This is a genomic window from Neoaquamicrobium sediminum (assembly GCF_040970315.1).
Classification (GTDB): Bacteria; Pseudomonadota; Alphaproteobacteria; order Rhizobiales; family Rhizobiaceae; genus Aerobium; species Aerobium sediminum.
This window is the reverse complement of record NZ_JAZHFV010000002.1, coordinates 784,100-798,759: the sequence shown is the minus strand read 5'-3', so window position 1 is coordinate 798,759 and position 14,660 is coordinate 784,100. Positions and strand designations below refer to the sequence as shown.

Annotated in this window: 8 protein-coding genes; 2 read left to right on the top strand and 6 right to left on the bottom strand. The window is 63.1% G+C overall.

Annotated features, from left to right (window positions below; all coding sequences use genetic code 11):
• Positions 1–106: 106 nt before the first annotated feature.
• Complete coding sequence (gene pepN, locus V1479_RS09180) at positions 107–2,752, top strand: aminopeptidase N (protein ID WP_368802632.1); 2,646 nt, start codon at positions 107–109, stop codon at positions 2,750–2,752.
• A gap of 171 nt (positions 2,753–2,923) precedes the next feature.
• On the top strand, positions 2,924–5,254 hold the full coding sequence (locus V1479_RS09175) for a PAS domain-containing sensor histidine kinase (RefSeq protein ID WP_368802631.1): 2,331 nt from the start codon (positions 2,924–2,926) through the stop codon (positions 5,252–5,254).
• 30 nt (positions 5,255–5,284) lie between these two features.
• On the opposite strand, the gene V1479_RS09170 is transcribed toward V1479_RS09175, so the two are convergent.
• From V1479_RS09170 to V1479_RS09145, 6 genes are all read right to left on the bottom strand, one after another.
• Positions 5,285–8,236, bottom strand: a complete 2,952-nt coding sequence (locus tag V1479_RS09170; RefSeq protein WP_368802630.1) for a bifunctional [glutamine synthetase] adenylyltransferase/[glutamine synthetase]-adenylyl-L-tyrosine phosphorylase — start codon at positions 8,234–8,236, stop codon at positions 5,285–5,287.
• On the bottom strand, positions 8,233–9,642 hold the full coding sequence (locus V1479_RS09165) for a sensor histidine kinase (RefSeq protein ID WP_368802852.1): 1,410 nt from the start codon (positions 9,640–9,642) through the stop codon (positions 8,233–8,235). Before V1479_RS09165 ends, V1479_RS09170 begins: the two co-directional genes overlap by 4 nt.
• 22 nt (positions 9,643–9,664) lie before the next feature.
• Positions 9,665–10,339: a response regulator transcription factor gene (locus V1479_RS09160; protein ID WP_173190302.1), complete on the bottom strand. Its 675-nt coding sequence runs from the start codon at positions 10,337–10,339 to the stop codon at positions 9,665–9,667.
• A gap of 166 nt (positions 10,340–10,505) precedes the next feature.
• Complete coding sequence (locus V1479_RS09155; protein WP_173190300.1) at positions 10,506–12,059, bottom strand: Do family serine endopeptidase; 1,554 nt, start codon at positions 12,057–12,059, stop codon at positions 10,506–10,508.
• Positions 12,060–12,200: 141 nt separating this feature from the next.
• Complete coding sequence (locus V1479_RS09150; RefSeq protein ID WP_173190298.1) at positions 12,201–12,659, bottom strand: cytochrome c-type biogenesis protein; 459 nt, start codon at positions 12,657–12,659, stop codon at positions 12,201–12,203.
• Complete coding sequence (locus V1479_RS09145) at positions 12,656–14,647, bottom strand: heme lyase CcmF/NrfE family subunit (protein WP_368802851.1); 1,992 nt, start codon at positions 14,645–14,647, stop codon at positions 12,656–12,658. The genes V1479_RS09150 and V1479_RS09145 overlap by 4 nt, the downstream gene beginning before the upstream one ends.
• Positions 14,648–14,660 lie beyond the last annotated feature (13 nt).

Here is a 14,660-nt window from a genome sequence, read left to right as displayed (position 1 = left end):
GTGAGATAGGTTCGCTGTCAGTTTTGTCGAGCGTCGGGATCATGTAAAGAGCACGGCACCCGATTGTTGCGCGGTCAGGCCGCGCCACCAGCAGGAACGACAGCGCATGCGCAAGGACACAGGCCAGATTTTCCGGATCGAGGACTATCGGCCCAGCGATTTTATCATTCCCACCACGCAACTTACCTTCGCGCTGGACGGCGACGCGACCGTTGTGACGGCGGAGCTGGAGATCGAGCGCGGCGAAGGCGCGACTGCAAATGCGCCGCTGGTGCTCGAAGGCGACGAGTTGGTGTTTGAGAGCCTAGCCATAGACGGAAAGTCAGCGGACGCGTCGTCGTTCGAGGTGACGCCACAGCGGCTGACCATCGCCCGGCCTCCCCAGGCACAGCGCTTCAGCGTGACGATCAAGACCAGGCTGGACCCAACCCGCAACAGCACGCTGATGGGTCTTTTCCGCTCGAACGGCGTCTATTGCACCCAGTGCGAACCCGAGGGCTTCCGCCGGATCACGTATTTCGTCGACCGTCCGGATATGCTGTCCGTCTACACCGTACGGATCGAAGCGGACCGGAAGGACGCGCCGATACTGCTGTCGAACGGCAATCTGGTCGAAAGCGGAATGCTGGACGGTGGGCGCCACTTTGCCGTCTGGCACGATCCCTTCCCCAAGCCGTCCTATCTCTTCGCTCTCGTTGCGGGCGACCTGGCGGTGCTGCGCGACGAGTTCGTCACGGCATCCGGCCGCAAGGTCGCGCTCGGCATCCATGTGGAACATGGCAAGCAGGCGCGCGCCGCCTACGCGATGGATGCCTTGAAGCGCTCGATGAAATGGGACGAGGAGGTTTTCGGGCTCGAATACGACCTCGACATCTTCAACATCGTGGCCGTGTCCGACTTCAACATGGGCGCGATGGAGAACAAGGGGCTCAACATCTTCAACGACAAGTATGTGCTTGCCGACGAAGAGACCGCCACAGACGCCGATTTCGCCAATATCGAGGCGATCATCGCTCACGAATACTTCCACAATTGGACAGGAAACAGAATCACTTGCCGTGACTGGTTCCAGCTTTGCCTGAAGGAAGGGCTGACGGTCTTCCGCGACCACGAGTTTTCGGCCGACCAGCGCTCCCGCGCGGTCAAGCGCATCGCCGAAGTGCGGACGCTGCGGGCCCACCAGTTCCCCGAGGACCAGGGGCCGCTCGCGCATCCCGTGCGTCCGCGCAGGTACCGCGAGATCAACAACTTCTACACGGCCACGGTCTACGAAAAGGGTTCCGAAGTGGTGCGCATGATCCGCACCGTGCTGGGAGCCGACGATTTCCGAAAAGGCATGAAGCTCTACATCAGCCGGCATGACGGCGATGCGGCGACGATCGAGGATTTCCTGAAGGCCTTCGAGGATGCATCGGGACGCGACCTCTCTCAGTTCGCGCTCTGGTATCATCAGGCCGGCACGCCGAACCTTTCCATCTCCAGCGTTCACGATGCCGAGCGCAGCGAATTCCGGATGGAGATCGAGCAGTCCGTGCCGCCCACCCCTTCGGAAAGCCGCAAGCGCCTTATGCATATCCCGCTCGCGTTCGGTCTCGTCGGAGAGGACGGCGAGGATATCGAGCCCACGAGCGTGGAAGGCGCTACCGTTGAGAACGGCGTCATCCACGTGAAGAAGCGGCGACATCTCGTGCGCTTCCACGGCGTGAAAAGCCGCCCGGTGCTATCGCTCAATCGCGGCTTTTCCGCGCCGATCACGCTGTCGGTGGAGCAACGCCCCGAAGACCTGCTGTTCCTTGCGCGCAACGACAGCGATCTGGTTGCCCGCTGGCAGGCGCTGACGACGCTTTTCACGCAATCGCTGATACAGGGCTTTCGCATGGTGCGCGGCCAGAAGCAGCCGGAGTTCGACCACAGCCTGGTCGAAGCAGCCGGCGAGATCGCGGCCGACCGGACGCTGGAGCCGGCCTACCGCGCGCTTGCGCTCACACTGCCGGCGGAAGCCGACGTTGCCCGCGAGATCGGCGCCAACATCGATCCGGATGCGATCTTCATTGCCCGCGAAGCGTTGACGGATGCGATAGCACGGCAAAACCGCGAAACTTTCCGCAGCCTCTATGCCGAACTGGACGATAGCTCCACATTCAGCCCCGATGCGGAAAGTGCGGGCCAGAGGGCCCTGCGCAACACCCTGCTCGGCTATCTCTCTGCCGCCGACGACGATCCGGCGCTTGCCGCGAACCAGTTTAACGAAGCAACGAACATGACCGACAAGGCGGCGGCCCTGACAGTGCTCGCACACAGATTCGCCGGCCATGACGCGACGAAGCGGGCGCTTGATACGTTCGAAGCGCAATATGGCGACGACCCGCTGGTACTCGACAAATGGTACCAGACACAGGCGACTGTTCCCGGCGAGGCTGCGCTCGACCTCGTCAAATCGCTGACACGCCACAAAGGCTTTTCGCTCGCCAATCCCAATCGCGTGCGGGCATTGATCGGAACATTCTCGACGCTCAACCAGACCGGTTTCCACCGCGCCGACGGCGATGGCTACCGCTTTTTCGCCGAGACGGTGCTGGAGATCGAGAAGCGGAACCCGCAGTTGGCGGCACGATTGGCAACGGCGTTGCGCTCGTGGCGCTCGCTCGAACCGAACCGACAGGCCGCCGCGCGGGAAGCGCTGCTTGCAATTGCGGCGCCGAAGGACCTGTCCAGCGATCTGCGCGACATTGTCGAACGGACCCTGGCGTAGTTCGCAGGACGCTGACGCCGCGCCCGACAATCTGAGCACAGCCGGCAGGTAACGAATTCGTAACTTTCGGCGCGCGGCCACTAGACAGCGCGAATCGCGTCTGATTCTTTATGCATGATTCGGGCGTGCGGCGTTGCCGGATCATTTGAGGGACAGATCGGGGAGCCATTCATGGCAAAGGCGGACGCGTGGAACGCGGCCGAGGGGATTATGCATGCCCGGCATAAGGTTGCCCGGCATGCGCGCGGACAGTTGACCGGCCATGCACGCATGATCGCCGCGCCTGCCTACCGCCAGCTTCTCGCGGCAGAGCCGATCCTGAAGCGCCTTATCCCTATCCTGATCGTGATCTTTCTCATCATCGTTGCAGGCACGCGCTGCATGTCGCTGCTGGCTCAGCGGGATGACGTCGAGCGTTCGGCAAAGGGGTTGCTGGGACTGGCCGCCGGCCACCTCACCCACGCCATGTCCGTTGCTCAGGCAGAGGGAGAACCTGACAGGGAGACTTTCGACGCCCTGATCAGCAATGTCGCCCTCTACGGTTCCATCAGCAGCAGGCATGTCATGGTCGTCACCGACGACCGCTTCGTCATCGAAGCCGCCACCCCTGCCGGCGCGCAGTGGGTCGGGCGCTCGCTGGAAACGGTCCTGTCCGGCGCGCAGCCGCTCTTCCTCTTCGGCGAACGCGCCGGCGTGATGGAAGTCCGTGTCGGCGACAAGACCTGGTACGCGGCCATGGGCATAGACGACAGCCGCCTCGGGGCAGCCCTTGCGATGATCTCGCAGGACGATGTGTTCGCCGAATGGAACAAGGCCGTCACCCTCAACATCACCCTGTTCGTGGCGACGGCCGGGGTGTTGATCGTGATACTCTATGCCTATTTCGGCCAGGCAGCGCGGGCGCAGGCCGCCGACCGTTTGTACCTGGAAGCGCAGGAACGCGTGGACCTGGCGCTGGTGCGCGGCAGGTGCGGGCTGTGGGACTGGGACATGGTGCGGGGCCAGATGTACTGGTCACGCTCGATGTACGAGATGCTCGGTTATGAGCCGTCCGAAGCCATGCTGTCGTTCGGGGCTGTCGCGGAAATCATCCATCCGGACGATGCGGACCTTTTCGAACTCGCAAACCGCATCGTGTCGCGCGAGGTCGGCCAGGTCGACCACGTGTTCCGGATGCGCAACGCTGCTGGTCAGTGGGTCTGGATCCGCGCCAAGGCGCAGGTCAGCGACCCGGATGCGCCAGAGGTGCATCTGATTGGTATCGCCGTTGACGTGACCGAGCAGCGCACGCTCGCCCAGCGCTCCGAGACGGCGGACATGCGGCTGCGCACCGCCATCGAGAGTATCTCGGAATCCTTCGTCTTGTGGGATTCCAGGCAGTGCCTGGTGATGTGCAATTCCAAGTACAAGCAGGATAACGGCCTGTGCGACGAGGACATCATCCCCGGCACTCCTCGCGCCAGCGTCGAGGAGCGCATGACAGCGCCGGTGCACCAGCGCCGCCTTGCCAACCCCAACGGCCCATCCGGTGGTGCGACCTATGAACGGCAACTCGTCGACGGACGGTGGCTGCAGGTCAATGAACTGCGCACCCGTGATGGTGGCATGGTGTCGGTCGGCGCCGACATCACGCAGATGAAGCTGCATCAGGAGAAGCTCGTCGATAGCGAACGCCGCCAGATGGCAACGATTCACGACCTGAGCCTCGCCCGCAAGGCCGAGGGCGAGCGCACGGCGGAACTGGTGGAGCTCAATCGCAAATACATGAAGGAAACCGAGCGCGCGGAGGCCGCGAGCCGTGCGAAGTCCGAGTTCCTGGCCAATATGAGCCATGAACTGCGCACGCCGCTAAACGCTATCATCGGCTTCTCGGAAATGATGCAGCAGGCCTATTTCGGACCGCTGGGGTCGGACAAATACGACGAATACGTCAAGGACATCCATGCCAGCGGTTCCTACCTGCTGGGCGTCATTAACGACATCCTCGACATGTCGAAGATCGAGGCAGGACAGTTCTCGATCGATCGGGAAGGCATCGACCTCCATCCGCTGATCACCGAGACCGTGCGGGTGGTCGCGCTGCAGGCAGCCGAGAAGTCGATCACGCTCGACACGAAGATTTCCGATCAGATGGTGCTGCATGCGGACCGCCGAGCCATCAAGCAGATTGTCATCAACCTGCTGTCCAACGCGGTGAAGTTCACCGGCCAGGGTGGGCACATCTCGCTGCGCGCGCGCAAGGTCGCCGGCGCGGTGATGCTGACGATCGAGGATACAGGCTGCGGCATTCCGAAGGATGCCTTGAAGAAGCTCGGCCGTCCGTTCGAGCAGGTACAGAACCAGTTCTCGAAGAACCACACCGGCTCCGGGCTGGGACTTGCGATCTCCCGCTCGCTCGCCGAACTGCACGGCGGCGCGCTCAAGATCCGGTCGACCGAAGGCGCAGGCACCATCGTCTCTGTGCGCATCCCCGTCGGTAAGAAGCTGAAGGCGGCCGCCTGACAAGCGGCACGCCAGCCGGAGCTCTTTACGTCAGCCCGCGCTCAGCAGCGTCCTGAAATGCCCTTCGACGCGCTTCGAGGTCTCCTTGATATGCGCTTCCAGCACTGAAAGTTCAGGAAGATCAGTGCTACGTAGGAGCAGATCGGCAAGACCCGGCGGCACATCTTCGGGCTCGAACGGACCTGTCAGGCAAAGCCGGATGATCTGCGTCAGCGACAGGTAGAGCCCATAGGCCGCCTGCAACTCCTCACGCGTCTGCGCATCGCAAAAGGCGGGAGTCAGCCTGGCCAGACCGTCACCGGTCGACGTCGGCGGCCATCGATCGGGCTCGATGTTATCCGTAAGGCGTGCGCATTGCGCGATGAACTCCAGATCGATCTGGCCACCGGGGATCAGCTTCAAATCCCAGATGTCGCGCGCGGGCTTTTCCTGCGCGATCGTCTCGCGCATCTCGACGGCATCGCGAAACACCTTTGCCCGGTCGTGCGGATGGTCGAGGATTTCGGCCACCTCCGCCTCGACAGCGTCGCAGAATTCGGCATCGCCGGCTACCGGCCGGGCGCGCGTCAAAGCCATATGCTCCCAGGTCCACGCCTCTTCGCGCTGGTATTTCCGGAAGGCCTCGATATGGGTGGCAACCGGCCCCTTGTTGCCAGAGGGGCGCAGGCGCAGATCAAGTTCATAGAGCACGCCTTCCGCTGTCGGTGCGGAAACGGCCGCGATTAGCCGTTGCGTCAGCCGTGCATAGTAGTGCGAAGGCGCCAGGCCCTTCTCGCCGTCTGACTCGTCGGCTTTCGGGTCGTGATCGTAAAGAAGGATCAGGTCGACATCGGAGCCTGCCGTGAGTTCACGGCTGCCCAGCTTGCCCATGCCGAGGATTGCCACCTGCCCGCCTGACACGTGCCCGTGCCGCAGAGCGAACTCGTCCTTCACCGCCTCCAGCGCCGCGCCGATGGAGAGGTCGGCGAGATCCGAGAACGCCTTGCCGGCGCGCACCGCGTCGATCGCACCGGTCAGCAGGCGCACGCCGATCAGGAATTTCTGCTCGGCAGCGAAGATGCGCAGCCGGTCAAGCTTTTCCTCGTGCAGGTCGGCGCCTTGCAGGAAAGCCTCGAGCCGGCTCGCCAGATAAGCCTTGTTGGGCAGCTCCGACATCAGTCCCGGGTCGAGCAGCCCGTCGAACACATGCGGCCTGCGCGTGATGATCGCTGCAAGCCGGGGGGCCGCCCCCATTATCGTCGCGATCAGATCTAGCAAGGCGGGGTTCGACTGCAGCAGCGAAAAGAGCTGGATGCCGGCGGGCAGGCCGGAGAGAAACTCGTCGAAGCGCAGTAACGCTTCGTCCGCGCGCCTCGTGCGCCCGAAGGTCTCGAGCAGTGCCGGCGTCAGCTCGGTCAAGCGTTCGCGCGCCTCGGCAGATTGGGTGGCGCGGTAGCGGCCGAAATGCCAGGTGCGAATGACCCGACAGATGTCGCTGGGCCGGGAGAAGCCGAGTTCGTGGAGCGTTTCCAGCGTACCCGGATCATCGACATCGCCGGTGAAGACCAGATTGCCGACACCGCGCGACAGTTCCGGCGCTGTCTCGAACAAAGCTGCGTAATGCTTCTCCACAAGATGAAGCGAGGCTCGGAACGTTGCTGAAAACGCCTCGGCATCTTCGAAGCCCAACATGTGCGCGATGCGCTCCAGTCCCTCGTCGTCTTCCGGCAGGTTATGGGTCTGTTCGTCGGCCACCATCTGGATGGCATGCTCTACGTCACGCAGGAACCAGTATTGGGCGGCCATGGCGTCGCGCACCTCCGGCGTGATCCAGCCGCGCGCAGCCAACTCGCCAAGCATCGCCACCGTTTCGCGGCCGCGCAGCTCGTGGAAGCGGCCGCCGGCAATGAGTTGCTGGGTCTGCACGAAAAACTCGATCTCGCGGATGCCGCCGCGCCCGAGCTTCACATTGTGGCCCCTAACCGCCACTTCGCCATGACCCTTGTGCGCATGGATCTGGCGTTTGATGGAATGGACATCGGCAATGGCCGCAAAATCCATGTACTTGCGCCAGATGTATGGGGTCAGCTCCTTGAGCACGGCGGCACCGGCCTTCAGGTCCCCTGCCACCGGCCGCGCCTTGATCATCGCGGCGCGCTCCCAGTTTTGGCCACGGCTTTCGTAATAGTGAAGCGCAGCCTCGACGGGGATCGCCAGCGGCGTAGAGCCGGGATCTGGACGCAGGCGCAGATCGGTGCGGAAGACGTAGCCGTGCTCGGTGCGGTCCTGCAGGATGCGGACGAGCCGGCGCGTCAGGCGCGAGAAGAGGTCCGTTGCTTCCAGTGGATCGGCGATGGCGGCCGCCGTGGGCTCGAAGAACACGATCAGGTCGATGTCCGACGAGAAGTTGAGTTCGCACGCGCCAAGCTTGCCCATGCCGAGCACGATCCAGCCTGAGCCGACGCCAGGATTGGCGGGGTCCGGCAGCGCGATCTTGCCGGCGCGGTGCGCATCGCAAAGCAGGAAGTCGACCGCTGCCGAAACGCAGCTATCAGCCAGCCGGCTGAGCCGCCGAACGGTCATCTGCGCGTCCGCCGCACCCGCAAGGTCGGCCAGCGCGATCAGGAAGTGCGCCTCTCCCTTCAGGCCGCGCAGCTCGGCCATCAAGCCGGATTCGCTCTGATCCTCGGCACGGCCCAAGCCACCGATGCGGTCGATAACTGCATCGAGGCGTTCGTCCAGCGGCTGGTCGAACAATGCATCCAGCGCCTCAGGCCGGCGACGAGCACAGTCGCGCATGAAGGGCGACAGGTCGAAGACAGTTCCGAGAAACGAAGCGAGCGGACTCTGTGCCGCCGCCAGCTTCGTCAGTCGTTTCAGGCCATGTTCGTCGGCTGTCTCGGCGAGATCGCGCAGCTCGGCGGCGGCATTGTCGGGGTCTAGCGGTTGAAGCGCTGCAACGGGCGCGCCGAACCATGCTTCGCCTGTTTCGATCTTGCTCATGCCCTGCGCGAATCCCCCGGAAAGACCATCCGCACCGATAGTCCGGGGTTTCTGCCTGAAAGTTCAAGCCCACCGCCGTGAAATTTCATCACCGCCTTGGCGAGGCTCAGCCCAAGCCCGGATCCGGGCTGCGACCGGCTTTGCTCCAGCCGCACGAACCGTTCGGTGACCCGCTCACGATCGTCCTCCCCGATGCCCGGCCCGTTGTCGGCAACCTCCATGACCACGCTGTTGGCCTCGCGAAGCAGTGAAACCACCACCTTGGGCGCATCGCCGCTGCCGGCGGAATATTTGATCGCGTTGTCGACAATGTTGGAAAGAGCCTGCGCTACGAGCTCGCGGTTGGCCGGAACGATCGCGGCACTCGGTACCGTTGCTTCGAGGATGACACCCTGCTCCTCGGCTACCGGCTCGTAGAGCTCGACCACATCTGCAACAATCTCGGCCAGATCGACCGGCCCGGTCTGCTCCGCAGAATAGCCCGCCTCGAGCCGGGAGATCATCAGGATGGCGTTGAAGGTGCGGATCAGATGATCGGACTCCGCTATGTTCGCCTCTAGCGCCTCGCGGTATTCGGTGGCGGTCTTCTTGCCTGAAAGCGTTGCCTCAGCCCTGTTGCGAAGCCGGGTCAACGGTGTCTTCAGATCATGGGCGATGTTGTCGGAAACCTGTTTAAGCCCGTCGTTGAGCTTGGCGATGCGCGCCAGCATCCCATTGAGGTTTTCCGAAAGCCGGTCGAATTCGTCGCCGGAACCGGTCACCGGCAGGCGACCGGACAGATCGCCGCCCATGATGCGGCGGCTTGCCTCAGACACGTTATCGATGCGCTTCAGGGCGCGGCGGCCGACGAAGAACCAGATCAGCAGGGCGCCGACGCCCATCATGCCAAAGGCGACGATCAGTGCGCGATTGATAATGTCGCGTACGATCTCCGGTTCGCCGAGATCGCGACCCACCAAAAGGATCATCTGGTTGGGGAGGCGAAGCACCAGCGCGACCGCGCGGTGCGCGAGCCGCGACGTACCTACAGGATCGTCGCCGTTAGCGGTGCCCCTTACGCCGAACCGGCGATATTCGAATGCCTGCTCCGTCCATCCATCCGTTTCGAGCACGCCGGGGTCCAGGCTTTCAACGTTGCCGGAAAGAATGCGCCCGTTGGGATCGGCCACCAGATAGAGGTTTGCGCCCGGCTGGCGCGAGCGCGTCTCAACGAAACGGACCAGCAGAGGAAGTCCGCCGCGCTGATAGGCGCGCCCGAGCACCTGCGCTTCGGCGGCGACCGTTTCCTGCGTCTGCGTCGTCAACATGCGCACAGACAGCGACGACATGTAGAAGACCAGCACAGTCGCACAGAGCGCGAACAGGACAAGAAACAGCGCAGAAAGCCGCGCCGCTGTAGTCTTCATGATCGCGGTCAATGCCACCACGTTATCCCGCCTTCAGCATGTAGCCGGCGCCGCGGATCGTATGCAGGACAGGGGCATCGAAGCCCTTCTCTATCTTGGAGCGCAAGCGGGACACGTGCACGTCGATAACGTTTGTCTGCGGGTCAAAATGATAGTCCCAGACATTCTCAAGCAGCATGGTGCGCGTGACGACGCGGCCCGCGTGGCGCATCAGATATTCGAGCAGGCGAAACTCACGCGGCTGGAGAACGATTTCCTTGCCCGCGCGCTTGACGGTGTGGGACAGGCGGTCGAGCTCCAGATCACCCGCCCGATAAACGGTTTCCACGTCCTTGGTACCGGCGCGGCGGCTGAGCACCTCTATGCGCGCCAGAAGCTCGCTGAACGCATAGGGCTTGGTCAGATAGTCATCACCGCCTGCCCGCAGGCCGGTGACACGGTCGTCGACCTCGCCGAGCGCCGAGAGGATCAGTACGGGCGTTTCCACGCCGCGTGCGCGCAACCCCGCAATGACGGAAAGCCCGTCGCGTTTCGGCAGCATCCGGTCGACCACGAGCACGTCATAGTCACCGTCGCCTGCGAGCGTGTACCCGGTTTCGCCGTCGCCGGCGACATGGGCGTTGTGACCGGCCTCGCCGAGGGCCTTCTCAAGATACTCGGCAGCTTCGCGGTCGTCTTCGATAACAAGAATCTTCATGGGCCGACTATACGCAAAAACACGGCGTGGCGAGACGGCGAAGCGGCGACGGTCGTTCAAGACCGCCGCCGCCGGAACCCCGTTGCCAAAACCAGACGCAGGCTTGGGGCTCCAAGGTCCCTTTCCGGCAGGCGGGGGACATGTGCCTGCCGGAACGAGAACGACGTCAGCCGCTGGTAATGGGAAGCGCCACGAAGCGATTGCCTTCATCACGACTGATCTGCACGAGGACAGCCTTGCGGCCGGCCCCCTCCGCTTCCGCCACCGCCTTGGCGACGTCGTCGGAATTGCTGACCGCCATGGAATTGACGCTGACGATCACGTCTCCGGCCTGGATGCCGCGATCGGCAGCCGCGCTGCCAGCCTCGACATCGGTCACGACCAGGCCATCGCCCTCCTCGGCCCGCGTCACCGTGAGGCCGAAATCCTCCAGCGTAGTATTGTTGGACGAGGGTGCGGGCGCCGCCTCACGCGAAGCCAGCTGGTCCTCACCTGGCAGCTTGCCGAGCTCAACGCTCACCTGCTGCTGGGAACCGCCGCGCCACAGCGTCACGTCGACCTTGGTGTCCGGCGCGTAGTTGGCGACGATGCGCGCCAGCTCGCGTGGCGAAGCAACCTCGCGATCATTGACCGCCGTGATCACATCGCCCGCCTGGATACCGGCGTCACGCGCGGGGCCGTCTGCCTGGGCGTCGGAGACCAGCGCGCCCTTCCCGTTCTCCATGCCGATGGATTCAGCAATCTCTGGCGTAACCGGCTGAATCTGGACGCCGAGCCATCCGCGCAGAACGGCTCCGCTTTCCATCAGGCTCGTCACCACGTCCTGCGCAGTCGAAGCGGGGATCGCAAAGGCGATACCGACATTGCCGCCGGACGGGGAGAAGATTGCCGTATTGATGCCGACCACCTGGCCCGAGAGATTGAAGGCGGGGCCACCGGAGTTGCCGCGATTGACTGCAGCGTCGATCTGGATGAAGTCGTCGTAGGGACCGGCGCCGATGTCGCGGCCGCGTGCCGAAACGATGCCTGCCGTGACGGTGCCGCCAAGGCCGAACGGGTTGCCAACGGCGACGACCCAGTCGCCGACGCGGACCTTTTCGTCATCGGCGAAGCTCACATAGGTGAATTTGCGTGCTTCCTCGACCTTGAGCACTGCCAGGTCGGTTCGCGGGTCGGTCCCTACAAGCCGGGCATCCAGCTCCTCGCCGTCATCCATTACCACGGTGAAGGTGGAACCACCCTCGACGACATGATTGTTGGTGACGAGGAAGCCGTCTTCCGAGATGAAGAAGCCCGAGCCCTGCGAAACGGGACGTGCGCGTTCCCGACGTTCGCGACGGTCGAAACGCTCGCCGCGCTGGCCGCCGTCATTGCGCCAGTCGCGATCGCCACGGAAGTCGCGGAAGAAGCGATACAGGGGATGATCGCGAGGAAGGTCCTCGAAACCCGGCATATCGAAAGAGAAGTTGCCGTCGCCACGGTCGGAGACGGGCTCGACCTTGGCCTGTACGCGCACGCTGACGACAGCGGGCGTGACCTGCTCTACGACATCGGCGAAGCTTGGTGCCTGAACGCCCTCAACACGGACGGCTTCGGCCATGACCGGCACGGTGCCGGACGCGACTGCGCCGAGGCCGATCGCTCCGGCGAGAGCGACGGAAGCTGCTGTTGCCAGGAGACGCTTGCGGGTTTTCGACCCGGTATTGGTGCTGTTTGCCATGACTATGGAATCCTTTGTGAAATCCTCTTGGATGCGGATGGCTCGCATCGCTGGATACACAGATAGGACCGCCAACCTTACGGCGCTCTTTCCGGCACATGAAACTTTGGTAATATTGCCGACGACCCTGCCGCTGGCAGACTATTCAGAGCCCTTCAGGATGTCACGAAGGCGGCTTTCTTCCTCGTCGCTCAGGGTCGACGGCGCCACACGCCGCCGCCGTGAGGCGTAGATCATCAATGCGCCGCCGCCTAGCAGAAGCAGTATTGCGGGCGTAGCCCATAGCATTGCGTTGCGCATGCTGAAGCGGGGCCTGAGCAGGACAAATTCGCCATAGCGCGAAACAACGTAATCGATCACTTGTTCGTCGGTCTCGCCGGCAACCAAACGCTCTCGTACCAGCACGCGCAGATCGCGAGCCAGTTCGGCATCGGAGTCATCGATAGACTGGTTCTGGCAGACCATGCACCGCAAGCCTGCTGAAAGGTCGCGGGCCCGCTTCTCAAGGACCGGATCATCCAGCACCTCGGACGGTTGCACGGCGAAGGCCGGCATCGCCAGCGCAGCACAAAAGATAAGTGTCGTCAGGAAGCGCTTCATTCAGCCGCGGCCTCGGCCGGACGGGCAACGCGCTCGCGACGGGCCGCTGGGGCACCGATACGCAATCGACGATCGAGAAGCGAGACGGTACCACCGGCCATCATGACCACGCCGCCAAGCCAGATCAGCAGAACGAGCGGCTTCCACCACACCCGCACGACCACACCGCCGTCGGCGGTTGGATCGCCCAACGACACGTAGAGCTGACTGAAACCACGTGTTGCTATGCCCGCCTCGGTCGTCGGCATCTGGCGGGCGGTGTACAAGCGCTTTGAGGACACGATTTCACCGACCCGCCGGCCAGCGGCATCGAAATAGACAAAGCGGCCCTGATCTTCCGTATAGTTCGGGCCCCTGTAGGGAGAAATTTCCTCGAAACGCAGCGTGTATCCAGCAGCCGTCAGAGTGTCGCCCGGACGCATGACTGCGATCTCTTCAATTTCAAGCGAGGTGACGGCAACGATGCCCAGCGTCGTAATGCCAAGGCCGAAATGCGCGAGGGCCGTGCCAAAGACAGAGCGCGGCAGGCCGACAAACCTGCGAACGGCCACCCTGGCGCCGACATTGCCGATACCCGCCTTGAGCGCGAGATCCGTGACCGCACCCAGCATAAGCCACACAGCCAGGCCGATGCCGAGGGCAGCCAGTACGCCGGTACCGTCAATGAAGAAAAGCGCGATCATCACGGCCAGCAATGCGCCGCCGGCAGTTCCAAAGAGACGCTGGGCGACGCCAGCAAGATCGCCGCGCTTCCAGGCAAGCAAAGGCCCAAACGGCACCGCCAGCAACAACGGCACAACCAGCGGCACGAATGTCATATTGAAGAACGGCGCGCCGACCGAAATCTTGTCGCCCGTCACTGCTTCAACAAGCAGCGGATAGAGCGTGCCGATCAGCACGGTTGCGGTTGCGGTCGTCAGAAACAGGTTGTTGAGGACCAGCGCACCCTCGCGGGAGATCGGTTGGAAAAGCCCGCCCTGCGTCAGCGACGACGCGCGCAGTGCAAACAGGCTCAGCGAACCGCCAATGAAGAACACCAGGATGGCGAGGATGAACAGGCCACGCGATGGGTCGGTCGCGAAGGCGTGAACCGAGGTGAGCACGCCGGAGCGTACAAGAAACGTACCGAGCAACGACAGCGAGAAGGTCAGGATCGCGAGCAGCAGCGTCCAGATCTTCAATGCCGAACGCTTTTCCATGACGATGGCCGAATGAAGCAACGCCGTTCCCGACAACCACGGCAGGAACGACGCGTTCTCGACGGGATCCCAGAACCACCATCCTCCCCAACCCAATTCGTAGTAGGCCCAATAGGAGCCCATCGCGATACCGCCGGTCAGGAATATCCACGCGGCAAGCGTCCAGGGGCGAACCCAGCGCGCCCACGCCGCATCGATCCTACCCTCGATTAGGGCGGCAACCGCGAAGGAAAAGCAGACGGAAAAGCCGACATATCCCAGGTAAAGCAGCGGCGGATGCACAGCCAGACCGATGTCCTGCAGAATGGGATTGAGGTCGCGTCCCTCGATCGGAGCCGGGTTGATCCGGGCAAATGGATTGGAAGTGGCGAGGATGAAAAGGAGAAATGCCGCCCCGATCAGGCCCTGTATCGATAGCACGTTCGCCCGAAGCGTCGCGGGAAGATTGCCGCTGAACCATGCCACGAGCGCGCCGAAGAAGGTGAGGATAAGGACCCACAGCAACATGGAGCCCTCGTGATTGCCCCAGACGCCGGTCACCTTGTAGAGCATCGGCTTCAGCGAATGGGAATTCTCCCAGACATTGGCAACCGAAAAGTCCGACTGCACGTAGGCTGCCGTCAAGGCGAAGAAGGACAGCACCACCAGCGCAAACCCGGCGACAGCAGCCGGGCCGCCGACCGCCATCAGCCGCGCATCGCCTGTCCGTGCGCCGACCAGCGGAACGGCGAACTGAACCAGCGCCAGCGCGAAAGCCAGCACAAGCGCAAAGTGGCCGGTTTCAACGATCAACGTTCAGCGC